The sequence below is a fragment of the Nocardioides sp. Root151 genome (assembly GCF_001427925.1).
Lineage (GTDB): Bacteria > Actinomycetota > Actinomycetes > Propionibacteriales > Nocardioidaceae > Nocardioides.
This window is the reverse complement of sequence record NZ_LMGG01000007.1, coordinates 47,437-70,810: the sequence shown is the minus strand read 5'-3', so window position 1 is coordinate 70,810 and position 23,374 is coordinate 47,437. Positions and strand designations below refer to the sequence as shown.

The 23,374-nt window shown below is 70.3% G+C and carries 18 protein-coding genes; 7 read left to right on the top strand and 11 right to left on the bottom strand.

Features of this window, described 5'->3' with window-relative positions; genetic code table 11:
* Positions 1-12: 12 nt before the first annotated feature.
* From ASD66_RS17890 to ASD66_RS17870, 5 genes are all read right to left on the bottom strand, one after another.
* Positions 13-816 carry an alkaline phosphatase family protein gene (locus tag ASD66_RS17890; RefSeq protein WP_235530157.1) on the bottom strand — a complete coding sequence of 268 codons (804 nt, stop codon included), beginning with the start codon at positions 814-816 and terminating at the stop codon, positions 13-15.
* A gap of 152 nt (positions 817-968) precedes the next feature.
* Positions 969-3,566 carry an AMP-binding protein gene (locus ASD66_RS17885; RefSeq protein WP_082599600.1) on the bottom strand — a complete coding sequence of 866 codons (2,598 nt, stop codon included), beginning with the start codon at positions 3,564-3,566 and terminating at the stop codon, positions 969-971.
* Positions 3,563-4,591: an ABC transporter ATP-binding protein gene (locus ASD66_RS17880; RefSeq protein WP_056891793.1), complete on the bottom strand. Its 1,029-nt coding sequence runs from the start codon at positions 4,589-4,591 to the stop codon at positions 3,563-3,565. The genes ASD66_RS17885 and ASD66_RS17880 overlap by 4 nt, the downstream gene beginning before the upstream one ends.
* Positions 4,588-6,165, bottom strand: coding sequence for an ABC transporter permease (locus ASD66_RS17875; protein WP_082599599.1), 1,578 nt, complete (start codon positions 6,163-6,165; stop codon positions 4,588-4,590). Before ASD66_RS17875 ends, ASD66_RS17880 begins: the two co-directional genes overlap by 4 nt.
* Positions 6,165-7,172, bottom strand: a complete 1,008-nt coding sequence (locus tag ASD66_RS17870) for an iron ABC transporter substrate-binding protein (RefSeq protein ID WP_056891792.1) — start codon at positions 7,170-7,172, stop codon at positions 6,165-6,167. The genes ASD66_RS17875 and ASD66_RS17870 overlap by 1 nt, the downstream gene beginning before the upstream one ends.
* A gap of 108 nt (positions 7,173-7,280) precedes the next feature.
* Between ASD66_RS17870 and ASD66_RS17865 the strand changes: the two genes are divergently transcribed.
* From ASD66_RS17865 to ASD66_RS17855, 3 genes are all read left to right on the top strand, one after another.
* The gene (locus ASD66_RS17865) at positions 7,281-8,315 is read left to right on the top strand and encodes an AraC family transcriptional regulator (protein ID WP_056892327.1); all 1,035 of its coding nucleotides are present in this window, start codon (positions 7,281-7,283) and stop codon (positions 8,313-8,315) included.
* 61 nt (positions 8,316-8,376) lie between these two features.
* Positions 8,377-9,510, top strand: a complete 1,134-nt coding sequence (locus ASD66_RS17860; RefSeq protein ID WP_056891791.1) for a hypothetical protein — start codon at positions 8,377-8,379, stop codon at positions 9,508-9,510.
* On the top strand, positions 9,507-10,328 hold the full coding sequence (locus ASD66_RS17855) for an SDR family oxidoreductase (RefSeq protein ID WP_056891790.1): 822 nt from the start codon (positions 9,507-9,509) through the stop codon (positions 10,326-10,328). The genes ASD66_RS17860 and ASD66_RS17855 overlap by 4 nt, the downstream gene beginning before the upstream one ends.
* Before the next feature lie 6 nt (positions 10,329-10,334).
* On the opposite strand, the gene ASD66_RS17850 is transcribed toward ASD66_RS17855, so the two are convergent.
* Both ASD66_RS17850 and ASD66_RS17845 read right to left on the bottom strand, forming a co-directional pair.
* Entirely contained in the window at positions 10,335-11,558 is a 1,224-nt protein-coding gene (locus ASD66_RS17850) for a pyridoxal phosphate-dependent aminotransferase (RefSeq protein WP_056891789.1), read from the bottom strand.
* 66 nt (positions 11,559-11,624) lie between these two features.
* Complete coding sequence (locus tag ASD66_RS17845; RefSeq protein WP_056682873.1) at positions 11,625-11,969, bottom strand: sterol carrier family protein; 345 nt, start codon at positions 11,967-11,969, stop codon at positions 11,625-11,627.
* Between the two features lie 115 nt (positions 11,970-12,084).
* On the opposite strand from ASD66_RS17845, the gene ASD66_RS17840 reads away from it, so the two are divergent.
* Positions 12,085-13,581, top strand: a complete 1,497-nt coding sequence (locus ASD66_RS17840; protein ID WP_056891788.1) for a M28 family peptidase — start codon at positions 12,085-12,087, stop codon at positions 13,579-13,581.
* Here the strand turns inward: ASD66_RS17840 and ASD66_RS17835 are convergent.
* Positions 13,578-15,323, bottom strand: a complete 1,746-nt coding sequence (locus ASD66_RS17835; RefSeq protein WP_156388782.1) for a class I SAM-dependent methyltransferase — start codon at positions 15,321-15,323, stop codon at positions 13,578-13,580. The genes ASD66_RS17840 and ASD66_RS17835 overlap by 4 nt on opposite strands.
* Positions 15,324-15,393: 70 nt before the next feature.
* Positions 15,394-16,338 (bottom strand): helix-turn-helix transcriptional regulator, encoded by a 945-nt coding sequence (locus tag ASD66_RS17830; RefSeq protein ID WP_200950120.1) that lies wholly within the window; start codon positions 16,336-16,338, stop codon positions 15,394-15,396.
* 63 nt (positions 16,339-16,401) lie between these two features.
* Here ASD66_RS17830 and ASD66_RS17825 point away from each other — a divergent pair, with 63 nt between their 5' ends.
* Both ASD66_RS17825 and ASD66_RS17820 read left to right on the top strand, forming a co-directional pair.
* Positions 16,402-17,430, top strand: a complete 1,029-nt coding sequence (locus ASD66_RS17825) for an ATP-binding cassette domain-containing protein (protein WP_056891786.1) — start codon at positions 16,402-16,404, stop codon at positions 17,428-17,430.
* A complete protein-coding gene (locus tag ASD66_RS17820) occupies positions 17,427-18,230 on the top strand; it encodes an ABC transporter permease (RefSeq protein WP_082599598.1) in 804 nt (267 codons plus the stop codon). The genes ASD66_RS17825 and ASD66_RS17820 overlap by 4 nt, the downstream gene beginning before the upstream one ends.
* Before the next feature lie 11 nt (positions 18,231-18,241).
* Here the strand turns inward: ASD66_RS17820 and ASD66_RS17815 are convergent, their stop codons facing one another.
* Both ASD66_RS17815 and purL read right to left on the bottom strand, forming a co-directional pair.
* Positions 18,242-19,405 (bottom strand): hypothetical protein, encoded by a 1,164-nt coding sequence (locus ASD66_RS17815; protein ID WP_156388781.1) that lies wholly within the window; start codon positions 19,403-19,405, stop codon positions 18,242-18,244.
* A gap of 63 nt (positions 19,406-19,468) precedes the next feature.
* Positions 19,469-21,745, bottom strand: a complete 2,277-nt coding sequence (gene purL / locus ASD66_RS17810; protein WP_235530156.1) for a phosphoribosylformylglycinamidine synthase subunit PurL — start codon at positions 21,743-21,745, stop codon at positions 19,469-19,471.
* Between the two features lie 181 nt (positions 21,746-21,926).
* On the opposite strand from purL, the gene ASD66_RS17805 reads away from it, so the two are divergent.
* The gene (locus tag ASD66_RS17805; protein WP_056891783.1) at positions 21,927-23,282 is read left to right on the top strand and encodes a glycoside hydrolase domain-containing protein; all 1,356 of its coding nucleotides are present in this window, start codon (positions 21,927-21,929) and stop codon (positions 23,280-23,282) included.
* Positions 23,283-23,374 lie beyond the last annotated feature (92 nt).

Sequence of the window (23,374 nt, the reverse complement as noted above, 5' to 3'; positions counted from 1 at the left end):
TCGGGCAGCCGCTCAGAGTCCGAACGCCGCGCGCATGTCCGGAGCGCCACGACCCTCGCCGAGGGGCTCGACACCGATGACCTCCGCCATGAACCGGGTCAGGGAGTAGTGCGTCAGGGGTGTGTCGACCACCTTGTGGGTCAGGCCGACGTGCAGCACCGCGGTGAGCACCGTGTTGTCCTGCAAGCGGTCGTCCTCGTCGGCGGTCACCACGACGGCGAGCCTGCCGCTCCTGAAGTCGTCACCGGCGAGCACCGGGGCCAGCTGTCGCTCCAGCCAGGCGTCCGCCTCGGTCAGGGACGCATCGTGGGCGTCGTGGGTCAGGTCGGGGATCAGGAGTCCGATGTCGGGGAGGGTGTCACTCGCGGCGTCGGCAGCGAAGGTGCTCAGGTCGGTGTCATCCTCCAGGCACTGCGCGCGCTCCGCGGTGAAGTAGACCCACGGGTTGTGCCGCGCGGCGTACGACGGTTTCCCGACGGACTTCTCCGGGTGGTCCCACTGATGACAGTTCTCGGGCATCGACTCGGCGTACGTGTGCGCCGACTTCCCGGCTGCCAGGGCCTGCCCGAAGATCGACTGCGCCTGCCCCACCCTGCGGGCGTTGACGGACGGGGTTGCGTCGTCGGTGACTCCGAACGTCGACCCGCCGACGATGGCGAGGTAGTTGGGCTCGCTCGGATGCGCCCGGGCCCTCCAATGAGTGGCGTAGCCGTACTGGTCGGCCAGTGAGGCCAGGTAGGGCATTCCGGCGTGCATCTGGTCCAGGGTGTGGTTCTCCTCGATCACGACGAGGACCTTGGTCACCGGCGCGCTCACGGCCCCGTCCTGCGACGCAGGGGGGCGTGGCGGGCCCCCGTCGACCGGGGTCCCGGCCTCGTCCGAGCACCCCGCCAGGACCCCCATGGTCAGGCAGGCGGCGATCAGGGCCTTGGTGTGTCGGGAGCACGACCTCATGCGGACGCCGCCCTTCAGGTCGTTCGAGTGCTGGCTCCCACGGTATGCCCGGTCGACGAACCAGGTGCGGGAATCGGCACGGTCGGGACCCGCCGCTGGGTGCGCCGGACACGACGGGCGGACTCCACGAGGGGCTTGGTGGCGGAGTGGTAGGTCACCCCGACCGCGAGCGAGGCGAAGAGCGCCAGCCACGGGTGGTCGACCTCGAGATGGGGGTAGACCTGCCAGTGCGTCAGGTAGACCGCGAGCGAGCTGGTGGCCAGCACGCCGACCAGCCAGGCCACGGCCCGTGGCAACCGCACTGCCGGGATCCACAGTGCGATCAGCAGACCGACCCAGATCACGCGTTCTCGTGAGGGTTCACCGAAGAAGTCGACCACCGCGATCACGCCGAGCAGGCTGACCAGCAGCCGCTGCTGCAGCGTCGTGGCCCGGGCGGCCAACCAGCCGAGGGCGAAGAGCCAGAGCAGGTACGGCGTCAGGTAGTGGTCGATGTCGTCGGCGGTCCAGCCGGTGAGCATGAGGCGCAGCGCCATGGCCGCAGCGAAGACGCCCAGTGCGAAGCCGAAGGGGCTCCGGGCCTCGAGTCGGCGTACTCGCGGAGACGCGAAGAGAACCGCCACCCCCGCGAGGATCCACACCAAGCACTCGAGGAACCAGAAACGCCACCGGTCGTCCCACGTGTCGGAGCCGAACGCCCAGTTCAGGAACGTCACCGTGCTCAGGTCGTAGTCGCCGAAGAGCAACGTCACGGCGCCGATCCACAGCACGCTGGGCACCAGCACTGCCACCATCGCCCACCACATGCGGGCGGATGTCGTGGCGCTCGCACCGGCGCCGAGGTGGAAGCGGGCCAGGTTGTAGCCGGCCAGGATCAGCAGCAGGTGGGCGCCGCCGGTCAGGTCGAAGAGCTCGACGTGCGAGCCGACGATCAACACGGTCGAGACGGCCCGCAGCAGGACGGTGGTGTCGAGCGAGGTGCCCCAGCGACTCCGGTGCGCGGCGCCGGCGGCGATCTCACGAATCGGCAGGGTGTGCCAGTCGGACGGCAGCGGGTCGACCCGCTCCCCCAGGCGCACCGACATCTCGACGAACGACAGGGAGTCGGCGCCCAGGCCTGCGAAGCTGTCGTCGGCGGTCACGTCGTCACGGTCCAGCACGCGGGCATAGAGGTCGCACAGGTCGGCGACGTCCACCCCCTGCGGGGCCGGCTCGTGGCCACGGGACACCGCGGCCAGCGCGCCGAGGCGCGGGTAGTCGGGCTTGCCACTGGGCGTGCGGGGCAGCTCCGCGAGCCGGTGCGCACTCACCACCCAGGTCGGTACGGCGCACAGGCCCGCAGCCAGCTCGCGGGCCGGCCGTACGTCACGGCGACGGGTGACGAACACGTCGATGCTGCCCTCGACCCCCACGCAACGCGCGGTGATGCCGTGGCCCGCGAGGTGCGCCTCGACGTCGTCGAGGTTGACCCGGAGTCCGAAGACCTTGGTGAAGCGACTGCTGCGACCGACCACCTCGAACAGGCCGTGCGGCAGCTCGCGGGCCAGGTCGCCGGTGCGCAGCTCACCGGGCATCGCGTCGAGGGCCAGGTCGCGGGGGTGCTCGGCGTACCCCATCATCACGTTGGGTCCGGCGTAGACCAGCTCGCCGACGTCGCCGCCCGCGCCCTCGACGGGTTCGAGCCGGAGCGAGCCACCCGGGACGGCACGGCCGATCGCCTGCGGCCACTCCTCGGCGAGGTCCGGGGGCAGGTAGGCCATGCGCGCGGTGGCCTCGGTCTGGCCGTACATCACGTAGAAGTCCCAGCCGGAGCGACGGCCCGTGCGGTGGTAGCCGCGCACCCGCTCGGCCGCCAGCTTGCCGCCGGCCTGGGTGACGTAGCGCAGGCGGGGCAGGGTCCGGTCGGCGAAGCCGGTGTGGTCGAGCAGGTCGAAGGTGTGCGGCACCCCGGAGAGTCCGGTGACACCGGCCTGCTCGAACAGCTCCCAGAAGCAGCGGTCGACCACCGAGGTCTCGGTGAGCGCGACGGCTGCCCCGACGCTGAGGTGGCTGTGCAGGACCGAGAGGCCGTAGCAGTAGTGCAACGGCAGGCTGGTGATGCCGCAGTCGGCGTCGGTGAGGCCCAGGTAGTCGGCGATGCTCGCCGCGTTGCTGGTCAGGTTGTCCTGCGAGAGGCGCACCAGCTTCGGCGAGCCGGTCGACCCGGAGGTCGAGAGCAGCAGGGCAAGGTCGGGGTGCAGGTGGTGCGTGCTGCCGGCTCGGCGTACGTCGTCGACCGCCCCGCCCTCAGGCGCGCAGCGCACGACTATGTCGGGGTCCCACGCGCGGATCACCGCGGCGAGGTGGCCCTCGGCCCCCGGGACGACGGCCACCGGGCAGCCGGCAGCGAGAGCCGCGAGGTAGGACACCACGAAGTCGACGGTGTTGGCGCCGCTGAGCAGCACCAGCCGTCGGCAGTCGAGCCAGGCCTCCGCCCGCACGGCCACCCGGTCCGCCAGCTCGGTGTAGGTGACCTGCCCGTCGGCGGTGACCAGGGCGGCCCGGTCGCGGAACCGGGCGAGGTCGCCGAACGGATGACGCAGAGGGGACGGGGCGGAGCCGGTGATCGTCACGTCGCACGCTCGAAGACCGTGGCCGCGCCGTCGACGCTGATCCGGACCCGCTGCCCCTCGCCCGGCACGCGATCACCCCTGACCCGACAGAGCACCTCGTGGTGGTCGCCGACCGACAGGTGGAGGCAGGCGTCGTGACCGTAGAAGTCGAACCCGGCGACCGTCGCCTCGACCTCGCCGGCCTCGTCGAGGCGCACCTGCTCCGGGCGCACGAAGAGGTCGACGTCGCCGGCGGCCTGCCCCGACACCGGGAAGCGGCCGATCACGGAGTCGGCCACGCCGTCGGTGATCGTGGCCGGCAGGACCGACCCGCTGCCGACGAAGGAGGCCACGAACGGCGTGGCCGGGCGGGCGTAGACCTCGAGGGGTGCGCCCACCTGGACCACGCGCCCCGCGGACATGACGGCGACCACGTCGGCCAGCGACAAGGCCTCGTTCTGGTCGTGCGTGACCAGCAGGGCGGCCGCCCCGGTGGCCCGGACGGCGCGGACGACGGCGCGACCGGTGGCCTCACGCAGTGACGCGTCGAGGGAGGAGAACGGCTCGTCGAGGAGCAGCAGGGAGGGCTTGCGGGCCAGGGCTCGGGCCACCGCGACGCGCTGCTGCTGGCCGCCGGAGAGCTCGTGCGGCGAGCGCCGGGCGAGCGACGGGTCAAGGTCGAGCAGCTCGAGCAGCTCCCCGATGTCGGCCCTGCGGCGTTCAGGGCGGTCCAGCCCGAAGGTGATGTTGGCGGCCACGTCGAGGTGCGGGAAGAGCGCCCCCTCCTGCGGGACGTAGCCGACGTTGCGGTGGCGGGTCGCGACCCTCGACCTGCCGTCGACCAGCACCGGTCGGTTGTCGAGGATGACCTCGCCGGTGTCACCCGGCATGAACCCGGCGATGGTGCGCAACAGGGTGGTCTTGCCGCAGCCCGAGGGGCCGAGCACGGCCAGCACCTCGCCGTCCGCGATGCTCAGGTCGACCCCGTCCAGGGCCCGGACGGGTCCGAAGCTGCGGGTGAGCCCGCGTACGTCGAGGACGCTCATGGCAGGACCGACCTTCCGGGGCGCTGCCCCTGCGTCGTACGGCTCAGGAGGTAGACCGCCGGCATCGAGATCACGATCATCAGCAGGGCGTACGGCGCCGCGGCGCCGTACGCGAGGGCCGAGGACTGCGACCAGAACTCGGTGGCCAGGGTCTTGGTCTCCAGCGGCGCGAGGAGCAGTGTGGCGGTCAGCTCGGTGGAGATGGCGATGAAGACCAGGGCGGCGCCGGCGCCGATGCCGGGCATCACGATCGGGACGGTGACCCGCCACGTGGTGGCCAGCCCGCTCACGCCGAGGGACCGGGCGACGCTCTCCAGGACCGGCGGTGCCTGCTCCAGCGAGGCGCGCACACTGACCACGGCCCGCGACATGAACATGATCAGGTATGCCGCCACGAGCACGATCGCGGTCTGGTAGAGCCCTGTGGCGTATTCGATGGTGACAGTGATCAACGCCAGTGCGACCACGATTCCGGGAAGCGCGTTGGCGGTGTAGGTGCTGCGCTCGACCAGGGTGCCGGCCAGCGACGGGTGGCGTACGACGAGCAGGCCGACGGGCAGTGCCAGGACGACCGACAGCAGCGCACCCGCGGCGGCGTACGACACGGTCGTCACCGCGGTGGGCACCAGCTGGTCGAGCCCGTTGCCGGTCGAGGAGCCGACCTGCATCCAGTGGACGAGGCTGTAGATCGGCACGCCCAGGGCGAGGCAGGTCACCGCGGCGGGCACCGCCAGGGCCGGCCACCGCAGCCGACCGAGACCTGCCCGGTCGGCGGTGCGCGGGCTGCCGCTGCTCGTGCGCGCATAGCGCCGTCGGCCGCGAAGCCGCAGCTCGACCAGCAGCACGACGAGGCACAGCAGCACCAGCACGGCGGACGACAGGTGGGCGGCGGGGCCGTTGAACGTGGTGTTGAACTGGTCGTAGATCGCGGTGGTGAAGGTCGGGAACCGAAGCGTCTTCAGGGCGCCGAACTCGGAGAACATGTGCAGTGCCACCAGGAGCGAGCCACCCAGGATCGCCGGGCGCAGCTGCGGCATCACGACCCGCAGGAACGTGGCAGCCCGGGTCAGGCCCACGGAGGCGGCGATCTCCTCGTGGGAGGGATCGAGGCCGCGCATCGCAGCGCAGACCGGCAGGTAGACGAAGGGGAAGTAGGACAGCGTCACGATCATCACTGCGCCGCCGAAGCCCTCGACCGAGTGGGTCAGCGAGACCCAGCCGAAGCCGTTGACGAACGCGGGTACGGCGAGTGGCGCGGTCAGGAGCACGTGCCACAGGCCGGCCAGCGGAAGATCGGTCCGGACCACGAGCCAGGCGCAGGCGACGGAGACCACGACGCTGGCCGCGACGCAGGCGACCATCAGGCCGAGGGTGTTGCGCAGCAACATGCCGATCCGTGGGCGGAACAGCTGCTCCCTGGCTGTGTCGGGGTCCACCGTGGCGGCGTACTGCACGACGTGGAGAAGCGGGATCAGCGCGAACAGTGCGACGGCGACTCCGATGAGCAGGAGCGCCACGGGTGCCCCGTCATGCACCCGCCGCGACGTGCGCGGCGGATCGACGGTGGTGGTCATCAGATCAGCCCGGCGCCCTGCATCAGCTCGATGACCTTGGGCCCGTTGAGCTTCGAGACGTCGACCGTGGGCGGCTCCAGCTCGCCGAACGGCTTGACCAGGGGCTCGAGCTCCGCCGCCGGGTTGAGCGGGTACTCCAGCGCGTAGCTGTCGGCCAGGGCCTGCTGGCCGGTCTTGTCGACCAGGAACTTCACGAACTCCTGGGCGTCCTCCTGCTTGTCGCTGGACTCGAGCACGCCGGCGCCGGAGACGCTCACGAAGGCGCCCGGGTCCTGGTTGCCGAAGAAGTAGAGCTCGGTGTTGGCGCTGTTCTCGCCGGACTCCTTCTGGTCGCGGTACCAGTAGTAGTGGTAGGCGATGCCGGTCGGCGTCTCGCCGTCGTTGACCGACTGCATCACGATGTTGTTGCCGTCGTAGACCTCGCCGTTCTCGGCCAGGCCCACGAGCCATTCCTTGGTGGCGTCCTCGCCCTTGAGCTCGAGCACTGCGGAGACGATGGCCTGGAAGTCGGCACCGGTCGGCGAGAAGGAGACCTTGCCCTTCCACTTCGGGTCGGCGAAGTCGAGGATGCTCGTCGGCAGGTCCTCGGGAGCGATGTCGTCCTTGTTGTACATCACCACGGTGGAACGGGCCGCGAAGCCGGTCCAGTTGCCGCTGACCGGGCGGAACTGCTTCGGGGTCAGGGCGAGGGTGTCGGCCGGAAGGGGCGAGAACAGGCCTTCGGACTCGACCAGCGACATCGCCGGGGAGTTCTCGGTGAGGAACACGTCGGCCGGCGAGGCCTCCCCCTCGGTCACGATCTGGTTGGCCAGCTCGAAGTCCTTGCCGTTGCGCAGCTTCACGTCGATGCCGGTCTCCTTCTCGAAGATCGGCACGAGCTCCTCGAGGAGCTCCTCGTGCTGCGCGTTGTAGACGGTGATCGAGGGTCCGTCGTCCTCGCTGCAGGCGCTGAGCAGGCCGCTCAGCAGGAGCAGGGGTACGGCGGCGGCGACGAGGCGGGGCGACATGGCGTTCCAATCGACTAAGGTTCGGCTTACCTTATTGTAGGGAATCGCTTTGTCCGCAATGTGATGTGTTCGTCTCGTGGCGTGCGTAGGGTCGGGCCCGTGGCACCGATGATCCGGGCGGCCAGCCTGCGCGGCTTCGCTGCCCTCGTGACCGGACTGGGTGGCGACCCCGACGAGCTCCTCGATCGCTTCGACATCCCGCGCGAGGCCCTGGCCTCCGACGACGGCCTCGTCCCGATCACCGCGCACGACCTGATGCTCGACGTCGCGGCCCGCGAGCTCCGCTGCCCCGACCTGGGACTGCGCCTGGTCGACCACCAGGACCTGAGCATCCTCGGACCGCTGGCCGTGGCCATCGAGGCCTCCTCGACGGTCGCCGAGGCCCTGGACTGCGCCTCGCGGTTCCTGTTCGTGCACAGCCCCGCCCTGCGGATCGGCATCGAGCCCGACCCCCGCGGTCGTCGGGAGGTGGTCGCGCTGACCTATCGCAAGGACCTGCGGGACTCGCCGTACTCGCCGCAGGCCATGGAGCTCGGTCTGGGCCTCTTCCACCACGTCGCGCTCGCCCTGATCGGCTCGAGCGCCGGGGTGCGTTCGGTCGAGCTGCCGCACGCGCCGCAGTCGCCCGTGCAGCGTTACCTCGACTTCTTCGGGACGGACGTGAAGTTCGGCGCTGCCCAAGGGGCCATCCGGGTCGAGCGGGGGCTGCTGGACCGGCAGTTCGAGGGCGCCAACGAGGCGATCCGCCAACTCGCCCTCGACCACCTGACCAGCTGGCACACCGATCCCGAGCAACGGGTCACCACGCACGTGCGACGGGCCCTCGCCGAGACCATCGGCACCACGCGGCCCGCGCTCGGCAACGTCGCCCGACTGCTCGCCGTCCACCCGCGCACGCTGCAGCGCCGGCTGGCCGACGAGTCCACCACGTTCGAGGAGGTGCTCGACGAGGTGCGTCGCGACCTGGCCCTGCGCCACGTCACTACCACCGACCTTCCCCTGGCCCAGATCGCGGCGATGTCCGGCTTCGCCTCACAGACCGGCCTGAGCCATGCCGTACGCCGTTGGGCGGGCACCAGTCCGCGCGAGCTGCGCCGGGCAGCTCGGGCCGCCTCGGGCAAACCGTCGAAATTGTCGCGCTGAGGCAAGTTTCCCTCCGTCGCGCGACCCATCCTGTTCGGCGTACCGAAGAGGAGGCCATTCCATGGCAACAGTCCAGCAGCAGTCCGACCGGCTCACCGGGATCGGCGCCCGCACCATCCCGGAGTTCGACGGGGTCCACGACGTGTGGCCCCGCGGCGAGCGCCTGCGTGCCGTGCGCGAGGCGGCCACGGCGTACAAGGCACGGTTCAAGGCCCAGGGCCAGGTCCGCGCGGTGAAGTCCGTCGACATCGCGGCCGCGCCTTACCCGGTCAATTACGCCTTCCACGACGCCGTGTCCGTGCCGACCCTCCCGCTCATCTCGATGATCAACCGGATGATCGTGGTGCAGTACGACGACTGGAACGACGTGCCGCGCACACTCGTCTTCGAGCCCACCGTGCCCGACGGATCGGCCGAGGCGCCGTTCTACCGCAACCTGCAGAAGCTGATGGACAAGGTGCCCGGCGGCCGGCTGGCCGAGAAGCTCGTCCTCAAGTACTACAACGAGCCCGGCGACGTTCTCGCCAAGCTCGGTCTCGAGCCCACCGACATCGACTTCTGCACCTTCGACCACCTGCACGTGCAGGACCCCCGCATGATCCTCGGCTCCACCGAGGTCATCGAGGACGAGACCGCCCCGCGGCAGCCGCTGTTCGGTGACGCGAAGATGCTGGTCCACTCGCGCGAGCTGGCCACCCTGCAGTCGCTGCACCCGATGCAGTGGGCCTGGTACGTCGACGGCGGCCTGGGCGGCGTCGACCCCGACAAGTTCGTCACCTTCGACGGCGACGTCGAGCTGGGCCACGGCATCGCGCTGCTGTGGACCCCCGGTCACACCGACGGGAACCACTCCCTGGTGATCAACACCCCCGACGGTGTCTGGGTCTCCTCGGAGAACGGCATCTCGCTCGACAACTGGCAGCCCGAGCTGTCGAAGATCCCGGGCGTGCGTCGCTACCACGAGCAGCTCGGCCGGGAGATCTGCCCGAACGCCAACACACTCGAGGACTCCCTCGACCAGTACGACTCCATGATCAAGGAGAAGACGTTGGCCGACCCCTGCAAGGACGACCCGCGCTGGCTGCAGATCCTGCCGTCCACCGAGCTGGCGCCGTGGAAGCGGTTCTGGCCGGTGGTGCCCACCTACCTGCACGGCGGCATCGAGTACGGCGTGATCACCGCGGGCCACCGATGAGTGGCACCGGCGCGGTCGTCACCGGCGCGGGACGCGGGCTCGGCAAGCAGATCGCCCGCCTGCTGGTGGAGCGTGGCCACACCGTCCTGGTCACCGACGTGGACGAGGCCACCGCCCGGGCCACGGCCGAGGAGATCGGTGGCGGTGCGATCGCGATGGCCGTCGACGTGCGCGACGATGCGCAGGTCGCGGCGGCCCGCGACGCGATCGTGGTCCGGGCAGGGCGACTGGAGATCTGGGTCAACAACGCCGGGGTCCTGGTCACCGGGCCGGCGTGGGAGCAGAGCGCCGACACCCGCCGGCTGATGCTCGAGGTCAACGCGCTGGGCACCATCAACGGCACGGTCGCCGCGATCGACGCGATGCGCGACGAGGGCGGCCACATCGTCAACATCGTCTCGCTGGCCGGCCTCACCGCCGTACCGGGCGAGGCGGTCTACGCGGCGTCCAAGCACGCCGCCATCGGGTTCAGCCTCAGCACCCTCTCCGACCTGCGCCTGGCCGGCATCAGGGACGTCGCGATCTCCTGCATCTGCCCCGACGGGATCTGGACGCCGATGCTGCACGACAAGCTCGACGACCCCGCCTCGGCGCTGTCGTTCTCCGGCAAGCTGCTCCGGCCCGAGGAGGTGGTGGCCGCGGTCGCCAAGGTGCTCGACAAGCCACACCCCGTCACCACGATCCCGTTGTGGCGCGGCCTGGTCGCCAGGGCCGCCGACGCGGTGCCGGCCCTGGGCCTGCTCTCCGCACCGCTGGTGGTCAAGCAGGGCCGACGGGCGCAGAGGAAGTTCCAGCGCGACGGACTGCCGATCGACTGACCGCCGTCAGGAGCTGGCGCGCACCTCGGCCAGGAACTCCGCGATCCGGCCGATCGCCTCCTCGAGCATCTGTACGTCGGGGAGCGTGACCAGCCGGAAGTGGTCCGGCGTCGGCCAGTTGAAGCCGGTGCCGTGGGTGACCAGGATGTGCTTGGCGCGGAGCAGCTCGATGACGAACTGCTCGTCGTCCTTGATCGGGTAGACCTCGGGGTCGAGCTTCGGGAAGCAGTAGAGCGCCCCCTTCGGCTCGACCGAGCTGACACCGGGGATCTCGTTGAGCAGCTTGTGGGCCAGCATGCTCTGCTCGAAGAAGCGGCCGCCGGGTCCGATGAACTCCTCGATCGACTGGTAGCCACCCAGCGCCGTCTGGATCGCGTGCTGGGCCGGCACGTTGGCGCACATGCGCATGTTGGCGACCAGGGTCAGCCCCTCGAGGAAGTCCTCGGCGAGGTGCTTGGGACCCGAGACCATCAACCAGCCGGCCCGGTAGCCACAGACCCGGTAGGCCTTGGACAGACCGCTGAAGGTCAGGCACAGCACGTCGTCGCCGGTGTAGGCCGCGGTGTGGTGGTGGGTGGCCCCGTTGAACAGGATCTTCTCGTAGATCTCGTCGCTGAAGATGACGAGGTCGTGGCGCCGCGCGATGTCGACCAGCGCCTTGACGGTCTCCTCGCTGTAGACCGCCCCGGTCGGGTTGTTGGGATTGATGATCACCAGGCCGTGGGTGTTCTCGGTGATCTTCGACTCGATGTCCTCCAGGTCGGGCATCCAGTCGTTCTCCTCGTCGCACAGGTAGTGCACGGGAGTGCCGCCGGAGAGCGAGACCGCACCGGTCCACAGCGGGTAGTCGGGCGCCGGCACCAGGATCTCGTTGCCGTCGTCGATGAACGCCTGCAGCACCATCGAGATCAGCTCGGAGACACCGTTGCCGATGAAGATGTCGTCGACGTGGGCGTGCTGGAGGCCGCGGCTCTGGTAGTACTGCGCGACGGCGGTGCGGGCCGAGAAGATGCCGCGCGAGTCGGAGTAGCCCTGCGCGTCGGGCAGGTGGTGCACCATGTCGGCCACGATGGCCTGCGGAGCCTCGAACCCGAACGGTGCCGGGTTGCCGATGTTGAGCTTGAGGATCCGGTGGCCCTGGGCCTCCAGCCGCTGTGCCTCGACGAGGATCGGCCCGCGGACGTCGTACCGGACGTTCTTCAGCTTCTGGCTCTGCCTGATGGTGCGCATGCGGCATTCTCGCAGGCGACCCGTGTCGAGGTCGCGGGGGTTTCGCGTTGCGGGCTCGGTCGAGCCTCAGCCCAGGGGAAGGTACGGCGACAGGTCGGCACGCTCACCGCTGGCGCGGACCCGGCCCTCGTGCTCGGCGGCCGCGAACTCGAGCTCACCGGTGGCCAGGGCGATCCACGTCTCGGCGTCGAGCTCGACCACGGCGGGCGGCGTACCGCGGGTGTGGCGGACGCCGGGGATCACCTGCACCGCGGCGTACGGCGGCACGCGGACCTCGACGGAGTTGCCCGGCGCGCGTTCCTGCAGCAGCGCCATGAAGTGCTTGGTGAGCAGCCGGAGGTCGGAACCCTGGCGACCAGCGAGGGCGGCACGGACGGCGTCGGGGTCGGCCGGTGCGAAACGGTGAGCCACGTCGTCCAGTATCCGCCACCGGCCTCGCGGAGGTGTCGACAGGCATGGGCCATTCCCGGCAGGGTGATCCACGGCACACGGAAATCCCGTTCGTGCCCTCTCGGAAGGATCGCTCGTGACCCACCATTCCCGCTGGCTACGCACCACCGCGTTGCTCGGCGGCGCGGCACTCCTCGCGGCCACCGCCGCCCAAGCGCCCGCCACCGCCGACCCCGACGACGCCAACAACACCGACCGGAACAACAACAGCTCCCGCAAGCTCCGGGCCGCAGTCACCCCCGAGCACGTGATGGAGCGCATCCACGCGCTCTCCGACATCGCCGCCGCGCACGACGGCAACCGCGCCTCCGGGACGCCGGGCTTCGCCGCGTCGCGGGACTACGTGGTCGACACCCTCGAGGCGGCGGGCTACTCCCCCATCGTCCAGGAGTTCGACTTCCCCTACTTCGCGCAGGTCGCCCCGTCGATGTTCGAGCGGGTCACCCCCGAGGCGACGACGTACGTCGAGGACACCGACTTCGGCCTGATGGACTACTCGGGCTCCGGCGACGTCACCGCGACCGTGCAGTCGGTCGACCTGAACCTGGGCGACCTGTCCGGCTCCACGAGCGGCTGCGAGGCCGAGGACTTCGCCGGCTTCACGGCCGGCAACATCGCGCTGATCCGCCGCGGCGGCTGCACCTTCGGGGTGAAGGTGCTCAACGCCGAGGCCGCCGGTGCGACCGGCGTCATCATCATGAACACCGGCACCGAGGGCGCCACCGACGCGTTCAGCGGAACCCTCGGCGGGCCCGACGTGACGGTGCCCGCGGTCGGCACCAGTTTCGCGATCGGCCAGTCGCTCGACGTGGCCGGCACCAGCGTGCACCTGGCCACCTCGACGGAGTCGGAGATCAGGCCGACGTGGAACATCACCGCCGACACCAACCGCGGCAACGACGCCAACGTGGTGATGGCCGGTGCGCACCTCGACAGCGTGATCGACGGCGCCGGCATGAACGACAACGCCAGCGGCAGCGCCACGCTCCTCGAGGTGGCCGTGCAGATGAAGAAGGTGAAGCCGCGGAACACGGTGCGGTTCGCCTGGTGGGGCGCGGAGGAGGCCGGGCTGCTCGGCTCGACGCACTACGTCACCGACATCGCCGAGAACGACCCGGAGGCGCTGGACAGCGTGGCGGCGTACCTCAACTTCGACATGATCGGCTCACCCAACTACGGGCTCTTCGTGCTGGACGGCGACAACTCGCGCTTCCCGCCGCCCGACGCGGCCGAGGGCCCCGAGGGTTCGGGGGCCATCGAGGCCTTGTTCCACGGGTACTTCGACTCCCAGGGCCTGGTCTCCGAGGAGGCGGCCTTCACCGGCCGCAGTGACTACGGCCCCTTCATCGAGGCCGGAATTCCCTCCGGAGGTCTCTTCACCGGCCACGAGGCGGTCAAGACCGAGGCCCAGGCGGAGGCATGGGGCGGCACGGTGGGTGAGGAGTTCGACCCGTGCTACCACGCCGCGTGCGACGGCGTCGGCAACGTGAGCGTCGAGGCGATCGACCACAACTCCGACGCGATGGCGCACGTGATCATCACGCTGGCCGGGTCGACGCGGGGAGTCAACTAGGAGATGGTCCGGGGGCCGGAGCGCCGGGCGACCACTCGGTAGAGGTGGGGATCCTCGTCCTGGTAGGGCGAGAGCCCGATGCCTTCCTGCTCCTCCAGCACCTCGAACGCATGCTGCTGTGCCAGGGCGGCCCCGAACGCCGGGCCGTCCTGGTAGCGGCGGTAGTGATGGCGGTGGACCTTCGGGTTCGCCTTGTCGTCTGCGGTCCGGAACTCGGCAGCGAGGACGTCGCCGGGCCGGGACAGCGCGTCGAGGCTCGACAGCAGGGCGTCCTGCGTCTCCTCCTCGAGGGAGTGCAGGAAGAACCGCAGGTAGAACATGACAGGTTCGTCGCCCGCCTCGGCGCGCGCCCTCCCCACGACGGATGCCAGCGCCTCGGTGTCGGCGACGTCGCACTCGTGGAAGCTCAGTCGGTCCTCGAGTCCGAGCTCGGCCGCCTTCGCCTCGGCACGACGGATGCCGCGCTGCGAGCGGTCGATCCCGAACACGCGACGACCGGCTTCGGCGTGCGCGACCGAGTCGCGCCCTTCACCACAGCCGAGGTCCACCACGATCCGGGGCACGTCGCCTCGTGCACTGACCGCCTCGAAGAAGGGCGACGGCGTCAAGAAGCCGGTGTGCTCGTAGAAGTCGGCCCAGTAGATCTGCTGGGTCCATGCGCGGGGCATGAGGGCGTCCGCGGCGCGGGTCCGGCGGTCCCGGTCCCAGTTGAAACCGGGCTGTGGTTCCCGCCAGCCCGTCCCGTAGAGCGCCTCGGCCACCCGCTCCGCACAGTTGGGCAAGAGGCCCGTGCTGCCGGCGAAGTCGATCTCGTGCACGCCCGTCCAGTCCGACGCGCGTACGTCGACCACACCCGAGACCCCGTAGGGAAAGCCGAGGACGTCGTGCTCGTCGAAGTAGGTGTGGAAGAGATCGACGTGGGCGTCCTTGTCACCTTCGATCTCGTTGGCGATCCGCAGGTGCGTGCCGTAGGCGAGCACCCGGAAGCCGGAGTCGATCAGGGCGAACGCGATGTCGTGGAGCTCGCGGGCAGCATCGGCGCCGTTCCGGTGCCCGGAGACGTAGGCGAGGTCGATGTCGGAGTCGTGGCCGATCACACCGTTCTCGCGGACCGCCCCGAGCAGGGTCCCGTAGATGAAGAAGGCGTCGAGCCCGAACCTCTCGGAGACGAAGTCGCGCACTCGCCCGGCCTGCGTCATGGTGCGTCGCTGCCAGGCCGTGTCGAGGTTCTTCGCGACCTGGAGTGCTCCGGAACGTGAGAAGACGTGGTCTCCCGCCAGCTTGTCCTTGAGCTCCTGCAGTCGGTGGGGCCCGTTGCTGCGCGGCCGGTAGACCGTGCCGTGAGCGGCGATGGGCAGCGGGCGGCCGTCCACGACGACGGCGAGCCGGTCGTGGGTGCCGATGTAGTCCCAGAGCTCCTTGACCCGGAAGCGGAACCGCCGCACCTCGGCCCCCGGGACGCGGCGCTTCGCCGGGTCGGCCACCAGCGTGGTGACGAGGTCGGTCCTGTTCACGCGCAGGGTCACGGTCACCGCCGGCGTGCCCGGGGACACGGCGATCCAGCCCTCGATCCAGCGCGGCTCGAAGGCCTCCACCATGCCGGTACGGACCACGGGCGCGGGTGGCGCCGGCTGCACGCGCTGGACGCGCTGGACGCCGAGGCGGCGGGCCGCACTCCCCAGCCGTCGACGGACCTGCCTGCGGATGCCGAGGTCACGCGAACGACGAGGTGATGCGGTCATGGATCTCCCAAGGACGGTGGTGGAGCGGACGCACGACAGGATAGGTGACGGCTCCGGTCCCTCGTTCGGCTCACGCGGGGCGCGCCGCGAACCTGGTGGCCACCGCGGCCACCCGCTCCCGCAGCTCGTCGGGCCCCTCGACCTCGAACGGAGCGTCGACCGAGGCGAGCACGGCCAGCGGCCAGAACAGGTCGTCGGCGTGCATGCGCATCAGGGTGGTCTCGCCGTCGTCGGACAGCTCGGCCCACCGACCCACGACCTGCTCGACCTCCTCGCGCGTGGCCGCGAACCGCACACGCACGTCGTACCTCCTGGGCACCTGCTTGAACCCGGCCTGCACGAACGCGAGCTCATCGGCGGCGGGGAGCTCGCGGGACAGGAAGCGGGCGCCGGTCAGCTCGACCGCGCCGATGCGGTCGACGCGGAAGCTGCGCCAGTCGTCACGGCCGCGGTCCCACGCGACGAGGTACCACCGCCGTCCGATCGAGACGAGGCGGCGCGGCTCGACGTGGCGCTGGGTCAGGTCGGCGTCCTTGGCGGTGTAGGCGAACCGCACCGTCTCGGAGTCTCGACACCCCTGCGCGAGCGAGGTGAGGGTCGTGGCATCGATGCTCGGGCCGTACGACGGGGCAGGCACGGTCTGGGTCTTGAGCGCATCCATGCGCCGACGCAGCCGTGGCGGCATCAGCGAGATGACCTTGGTCAGGGCCTGGAGGGACGTCTCCTCCAGCCCACCGACGGCACCGGCGGCCGCGGTGCGCAGCCCGACCGCGATGGCGACCGCCTCCTCGTCCTCGAGCAGGAGGGGCGGCAGCGTCGTCCCGACCTGGAGCTGGTAGCCGCCGGCCACCCCTCGGGACGCGTCGACCGGGTAGCCGAGCTCGCGCAGCCGGTCGATGTCGCGGCGCAGCGTCCTGGCGCTGACCTCGAGCCGGCCGGCCAGCTCGCCGCCGGGCCAGTAGCGGTGGGTCTGCAGGAGCGAGAGGAGGCGCAGCATCCGGGCACTGGTGTTCATGTCCTCCAGACTAATTCTGATAGCGGTCAGGAAGTGGCCTGAATGGTCGGAAGAGTGCTCCTCATGACGACAACAGACGCAGCACCCGTGATCGTGACCCGAGGCCTGACCCGGCACTTCACGGCACGCAAGCAGACGGTCGAGGCGGTTCGTGGCCTCGATCTGGAGATCGGCCAGGGCGAGCTGGTCGCCTTCCTCGGACCCAACGGCGCCGGCAAGTCCACGACCCTGCGCATGCTCACCACACTGATCCCGCCGACGTCGGGCACCGCCTCCGTCGCCGGGCACGACGTGGTCACCGAGCAGCGCGAGGTGCGCCGCGCGATCGGCTTCGTCGGCCAGGGCAACGGCGCCGGCCACGTCCAGCGCGGTCGTGACGAGCTGGTCAGCCAAGGACGCGCCCACGGCCTGTCGCGGGCGCAGGCCCGCTCCCGCGCCGACGAGCTGGTCGAGGACCTCGACCTCTCCGCCGTCGCGGACCGCAAGGTCTCCACGCTCTCCGGCGGGCAGCGGCGACGCCTCGACATCGCGATGGGCCTCGTGCACCTGCCCCGGGTGCTGTTCCTCGACGAGCCCTCGACCGGGCTCGACCCGCAGAACCGGGCGAACCTGCAGGGGCTGGTCGAGAGGCTGCACGCCTCGACCGGTTCGACGATCGTGCTGACCACGCACTACCTCGAGGAGGCCGACGCGCTGGCCGAGCGGGTGATCGTGATCGACCACGGCACCGTGATCGCCGACGACACGGCGCACTCGCTCAAGTCCGGGCTGGGTGACCTCGTGACCCTCGGCCTGGTCGACGAGATCGACGCGACGGTGGCCGCCGAGCACGCAGCGCTCCTCGACGGCGCGGTCGTCGAGCGCACCGGCCGCATGGTCACGGTGCGCGTGGCCGGCGGCCACGAGCTGGCGCCCGGGCTGCTCGCCTCGCTCGAACGGCGCGGCATGGCGCCGCGCAGCATCGAGGTCACCCGCCCCACCCTCGACGACGTCTTCCTGGACCTGACCGGGCGCAGCCTCCGCGAGGCCCAGGAGAACGCCGATGCATCGACCCCGACCGACCACTCGCACGAGAAGGTGGAAGCAGCATGAGCACCGCAGTCCTGAACCCCACCCGCGTCCGGCAGGCGACGCCGGACAGTCCCGCCAACGGGTTCCTCGCCGACACGTGGAACGTGATGACCCGCGAGCTGAAGCCGGTGCTGCGGGAGCCGGCGTCCGTGCTCTTCGCGATGGTGCAGCCGCTGGTCTTCCTCGGCCTCTTCGCCCCGTTGCTGCCCGACACGCCCGACGGCTCGGCGCTGCAGTGGTTCGTGCCCGGCATCGTGGCGATGACCTGCCTGATGGGCGCCTCGTTCACCGGCGCGAACCTGACCAACGAGATGCTCACCGGCTCGCACGAGCGACTGCTGGTCTCGCCGCTGAGCCGGTCGTCACTGCTGGTCGGGCGAGCCCTGAAGGAGGTCGTGCCGATGCTGATGCAGACCGCGATCATCCTGCTGGTCGTGACGCCGTTCAGCTTCGACCTGCACCTGGGCGGCGTACTCATCGGAGTGGCGATCCTGTCGCTGTTCAGCGTCGGGGTCGGCGCGTTGTCCTTCGCGCTGGCGCTGGCCTCGAAGGACAACGAGTGGATCTTCTGGACCGTGCAGCAGACGCTGATCTTCCCGGTGCTGCTGCTGGCCGGCATCCTGCTGCCCCTTGACGGCGCACCGCGCTGGCTGGAGATCGCCTCGAACCTCAACCCGCTGACGTACGTCGTGGAGGCGGTGCGGGAGCTGTTCGCCGGCAGCTACCCGGTCGACTCGATCGCCGCCGGGTTCGCCGGCTCCGCGTTGATGGCCGCCTTCGGAATCGCGATCGGCCTGAAGGCGATGGGCAACTCGTCCTGAGCCCGGGCCGGTCAGCGAGAGACGAACAGGAGCTCGCGCTGCTGCAGGGCCTGGTAGAGGAAGCTCGTCCGGCCCTGCTCAGCGGGAGTGACTGTCACCGTCACCACGGGGCCGTCGGCGTCGACGTCCTCGACGTCGAGGTAGTCGCTGTACGGCGTCCGTGACACCGAGCTGGTCCCCTCGCGGTAGGTCTTCTCCAGCACCTCGGCACCGTCTCGCGCGGCGTCGGTCGAGTCGAAGTGGTAGGCCACGTGCACCTCGGCCTCACCGTCGTCGACCGACCAGCCGATGCCGACCGCGTCGAACGGGTCCTCCGGCACGGAACCCTCGAGCTGCTCGTTCAGCGCCTCCAGCTGTTCCGGTGAGGCCTGCGACCCGAGGACGGCGGAAGCGGGGTCCGCCCCACCCTCGACGCGGGTCAGCACCGCCGAGATCGCGCCCTCGTCGTCGAGGGCGTCGGCGACCGCAGCAAGGGAGTCGTCGTCGGCCAGGCTGTCGCCGCCCTCGAGCCAGGACTCGACCGCAGGGGTCGACGGGCTGAGCGCGATGCGGTCTTCCTGCCTGGCCAGCCGGGTCGGGACGCCGAGCCGGTTCGCGGCGTTGACCGCATCGAGGTGGTTCTCGAAGTCCTCCCCCTCGACGTCGGTCACGACGCCGTCGCCGACCTCGGTCAGGTCGCTGGAGAGAGTGTCGTCGTCGAAGTCACCGGTGACCACGGCGAAGCGGCCGGGCGGCACGCTGAGCTCCACGAAGCTGTCGACGTCGAGCACCGACCACCCGAGCAGCTCGGCGAACTCCTCCGGCGCGGCCGCCTGGAGGTTGAACGACTCCCCGAACGGCACGAACACCGGCGTGGGCGACTCGGAGGAGGCATCGGTGAGCCCGCTCAGCCACGGCGACGTCGCCTCACGGCTGCCGTCGGTGGGGACGTCGAGCCCGGCCGCCTCGGTGGCAGCCCGCAGGTCCGCGGTCTGCACCAGGACGTCGTCGTCCACGGCAGAGGCAGGGATCTCGGCCAACGCACCGCGGACGCTGTAGCCCTCGCTGAGGGACTGCGGCGACCGGCGCTTCTCGTCGCCGTCGTTGCTGCCGTCATCGTCGGAGCAGCCAGCGACGAGCACCGTCGCGGCCACTGCCAGGACGGCCAGTCGCGCCGTCGTACGCCGGTTTCCCACGTGCTGCACCTCCGTGTCGGGTCCCGTTCGGGGTGTGCCCGGAACCGGACCGCTGGAAACCTCTCAGCCCAGGGCAGCAGGCAGGGTGGCGGCCCAGGCGGTGCGGATCTCGTCGACAGGCACCTCGAAACGTGCTTCCGGGTTCGGACCCTCGACCGAGAGCGTGGCGCCGCCGGTGCGACCGATCGGGGTCACCGGCACACCGTGCTTCTCGGCCAGGGCGACCAACGCGTCGGCGGACGCCTCGGGCACCGTGACGATCGCGCGGGCCGCGGACTCGGCGTACAGGTTGACGAACGCGTCACCCTGCACGGCGACCGCGGCTCCGATGCCGTTGCGCAGTGCCGACTCGGCCAACGCGATCGCGAGGCCGCCGTCGGAGAGGTCATGGGCACTGGTGACCACGCCCACTGCCTCGACCAGGAGCGCACCGAGCGCCTTCTCTGCGGCGAGGTCGACGACCGGCGGGCGACCGCCGAGGTGGTCGTGCACGACGTGGGCCCACTCGGAACCGGAGAGCTCCTCACGGGTGACGCCGAGCTGGAAGATGCGCTCGCCCTCGGCCACGAAGCCGGTCGGCGTACGACGGGTGACGTCCTCGATCACGCCGAGCACGGCGACCACCGGGGTCGGCAGGATCGCGGTCTCGCCGGTCTGGTTGTAGAGGCTGACGTTGCCGCCGGTGACCGGGATGCCGAGCTCGAGGCAGGCGTCCTTGAGGCCGCGGCAGGCCTCGGCGAACTGCCACATGACGTCGGGGTCCTCGGGCGAGCCGAAGTTGAGGCAGTCGCTGATCGCCATCGGCGTCGCGCCACCCGTGGACACGTTGCGGTAGGACTCGACCAGCGCCAGCTGCGCGCCGAAGTACGGGTCGAGCTTGGCGAAACGGCCGTTGCAGTCGGTGGAGACCGCGACGCCGAGGTTGGTCGCGTCGTCGACGCGGATCATGCCGGAGTCGGACGGCTGCGCGAGCACGGTGTTGCCCTGCACGTAGCGGTCGTACTGGTCGGTGACCCAGGACTTGTCGCACAGGTTCGGCGAGGCGATCAGCTGCAGCAGAGTCGCCCTGAGCTCGTCGCCGGTCGTCGGACGGGCCAGCTTCTCGGCGCCGTCGGCCTGGAGGGCGTCCTGCCACTCGGGGCGGGCGAACGGCCGGTTGTACGTCGGGCCGTCGTGCGCCACCGACCGCGGCGGCACGTCGACGACGCGCTCGCCGTGCCAGTCGATCTCGAGGCGACCGGTGTCGGTGACCTCGCCGATCGCCACGGCCTCGACGTCCCACTTCTCGCAGATCGCCATGAACGCCTCGACGTCGCCGGGCTCGACGACCGCCATCATGCGCTCCTGCGACTCGCTCATCAGGATCTCTTCGGGCGAGAGCGTGGAGTCGCGCAGCGGCACCCGGTCCAGCGAGCAGCGCATGCCGCCGTCACCGGCGGAGGCCAGCTCGGAGGTGGCGCACGAGAGTCCGGCGCCGCCGAGGTCCTGGATGCCGGCGACCACGCGGGCCTGGAACAGTTCGAGGGTGCACTCGATGAGCAGCTTCTCCATGAAGGGGTCGCCCACCTGGACGCTGGGCCGCTTGGCCGGGCCGGTCGACTCGAAGGTCTCGGAGGCCAGGATCGAGACGCCACCGATGCCGTCGCCCCCAGTGCGGGCGCCGTAGAGGATCACCTGGTTGCCGGCGCCCGAAGCCTTGGCGAGGTGGAGGTCCTCGTGGCGGAGCACGCCGATGGAGAGCGCGTTGACCAGCGGGTTGCCGGCGTACGTCGCGTCGAAGACGACCTCACCGCCGATGTTGGGCAGGCCCAGGCAGTTGCCGTAGCCGCCGACGCCGGCCACGATGCCGGGCAGCACCCGGTGGGTGTCATCGGCGTCGAGCGGGCCGAAGCGAAGCGGGTCCATCACGGCGACCGGACGGGCGCCCATGGCGAGGATGTCGCGGACGATGCCACCGACGCCGGTCGCGGCGCCCTGGTAGGGCTCGACGTACGACGGGTGGTTGTGCGACTCGACCTTGAAGGTCACCGCGTAGCCCTGGCCGATGTCGATGACGCCGGCGTTCTCCCCGATGCCGGCGAGCATCTTGCCGACCGGCGTCTCCTGGGGAATCTCGGAGAACTGCTTGAGGTGCACCTTGCTCGACTTGTAGGAGCAGTGCTCGGACCACATCACCGAGTACATCGCCAGCTCGGAGCTGGTCGGACGGCGGCCGAGGATCTCGCGGATCCGGGCGTACTCGTCGGCCTTCAGACCGAGATCGGCCCACGGCTGTTCGCGGGTGGGGTCGGCGGCGGCTACGTCGACGGTGTCGAGGACAGGGCGGGGAGTCTCAGGCACGAGGCACATCCTAGGGCGCGTGGTTCGCGCGTCACGCCCCGCACTCCGCGATGGTCGCCGCGACTCGCCCACACCCCGTCTGACCTGCATGAATTACAGATTTGTAGTTCAACCGAACCACTGTTACTGGTGTTACTTGTGTGGTTAGGGTGACGCAGTTCCTTCCCCATTGGAGACCAAGATGAGCCCCCTTTCCCAGCCTCGCAAGCGACTGCGGACCCTCTTCGTCAGTGGCCTCGTCGCGACCCTCGCCGGCTTCGGCCTGACCTCCGTCGCCGCGCCCGCACATGCCGACAACCGGGTCACCCCCGGCGACTTCACCGGCTACGGGTTCGACCAGTGCCTCACCCCGACGCAGTCCAAGATGGACGCCTGGATGGAGCACTCGCCCTTCTCGGCGGTCGGCATCTACATCTCTGGTGACTCACGCGCCTGCCGCTCCCAGCCCAACCTGACCCCGAGCTGGGTCACGCGCCAGCTGGCCAACCGATGGGTGCTGCTGCCGATCACACTCGGACCACAGGCCGACTGCCTCGACCGCTTCCCGCGGTACGGCGACGACGAGACCATCAAGCCGAGCAGCTACCGGAGCTACCAGGCGGCGCGTGGCCAGGGCCGCCGCGAGGCGGACAAGGCGGTCGCCGCGGCGAAGCGCCTGGGCATCGTGCCGGGCAGCACGCTCTGGTACGACCTCGAGGGCTTCAACCACAACATCACGTCGTGCCGCGAGTCGGCGATCTACTTCCTGCACGCCTGGACCGGACGCCTGCACACGCTCGGCTACGTCTCGGGCGTCTACTCCAGCGCCGGCTCGGGCATCAAGATGCTCGACGACGCGCGGGTGAACCGGCCCGGCCGCTTCACCCTCCCGGACCGCATCTGGATCGCCCGCTGGGACGGCGTGGCCAACACCTCGACCGACTACATCCGCGAGGACGGCTGGCAGCCGCACCGCCGCGTCAAGCAGTACCGCGGCGGCCACAACGAGACGTGGGGCGGCACGACCATCAACATCGACAGCAACTTCCTCGACGTGGGCAAGGGCTCCTGGGCCAGTCGCCAGGGCCTGAGCTGCGGGGGCAAGGCAAACATCAACCTGTCGTCGTTCCCGGCGCTCAACAAGCGCCTCGCACCGTCGAACGTGGCTGCGGTGAAGGCGCTGCAGTGCCAGCTGACGCACGTGAAGCTGTACGCCGGGGCGATCAACGGAAGGTATGACACGCCGACCATCAAGGCGATCAACGCCTTCCAGCGCCAGCGTGGACTTCGCGTCGCGGTGACCTGGACCAAGCGCAGCTGGGTGATGCTGAACAGCACCGGCGCCTACCGCACGGTCAAGCGCGGCCACACCGGCCCTCCGGTGCGGCTGGCCCAGCGCGCACTGACCGCGGCCACCGGTCGCTACGTGCCCGTCACCGGCGTCTTCGACGCCCGGACCGAGGCGGTCACCAAGCTGTGGCAGCGCAACCTGGGCGGCGCCGACACCGGCGTGATGAACCGGACGGCCTGGTCCCGGCTGCGCGACGGACGCTACTGAGCACCGCTCCGCTGAAGGACCGGGCACGCTCGGACGTCGGCTGCGGGCAGTCAGCGAACAACGTGTCGGCCACCCGGACCAGGACGCTCATT

Coding starts and splice junctions, on each gene's coding strand:
- ASD66_RS17830 (WP_200950120.1), bottom strand. CDS start 16,338: ATGAACACCAGTGCCCGGATGCTGCGCCTCCTCTCGCTCCTGCAGACC.
- ASD66_RS17825 (WP_056891786.1), top strand. CDS start 16,402: ATGACGACAACAGACGCAGCACCCGTGATCGTGACCCGAGGCCTGACC.
- ASD66_RS17820 (WP_082599598.1), top strand. CDS start 17,427: ATGAGCACCGCAGTCCTGAACCCCACCCGCGTCCGGCAGGCGACGCCG.
- ASD66_RS17860 (WP_056891791.1), top strand. CDS start 8,377: ATGGCAACAGTCCAGCAGCAGTCCGACCGGCTCACCGGGATCGGCGCC.
- ASD66_RS17805 (WP_056891783.1), top strand. CDS start 21,927: ATGAGCCCCCTTTCCCAGCCTCGCAAGCGACTGCGGACCCTCTTCGTC.
- ASD66_RS17880 (WP_056891793.1), bottom strand. CDS start 4,591: ATGAGCGTCCTCGACGTACGCGGGCTCACCCGCAGCTTCGGACCCGTC.
- ASD66_RS17850 (WP_056891789.1), bottom strand. CDS start 11,558: ATGCGCACCATCAGGCAGAGCCAGAAGCTGAAGAACGTCCGGTACGAC.
- ASD66_RS17870 (WP_056891792.1), bottom strand. CDS start 7,172: ATGTCGCCCCGCCTCGTCGCCGCCGCCGTACCCCTGCTCCTGCTGAGC.
- ASD66_RS17875 (WP_082599599.1), bottom strand. CDS start 6,165: ATGACCACCACCGTCGATCCGCCGCGCACGTCGCGGCGGGTGCATGAC.
- ASD66_RS17865 (WP_056892327.1), top strand. CDS start 7,281: ATGATCCGGGCGGCCAGCCTGCGCGGCTTCGCTGCCCTCGTGACCGGA.
- ASD66_RS17835 (WP_156388782.1), bottom strand. CDS start 15,323: ATGACCGCATCACCTCGTCGTTCGCGTGACCTCGGCATCCGCAGGCAG.
- ASD66_RS17855 (WP_056891790.1), top strand. CDS start 9,507: ATGAGTGGCACCGGCGCGGTCGTCACCGGCGCGGGACGCGGGCTCGGC.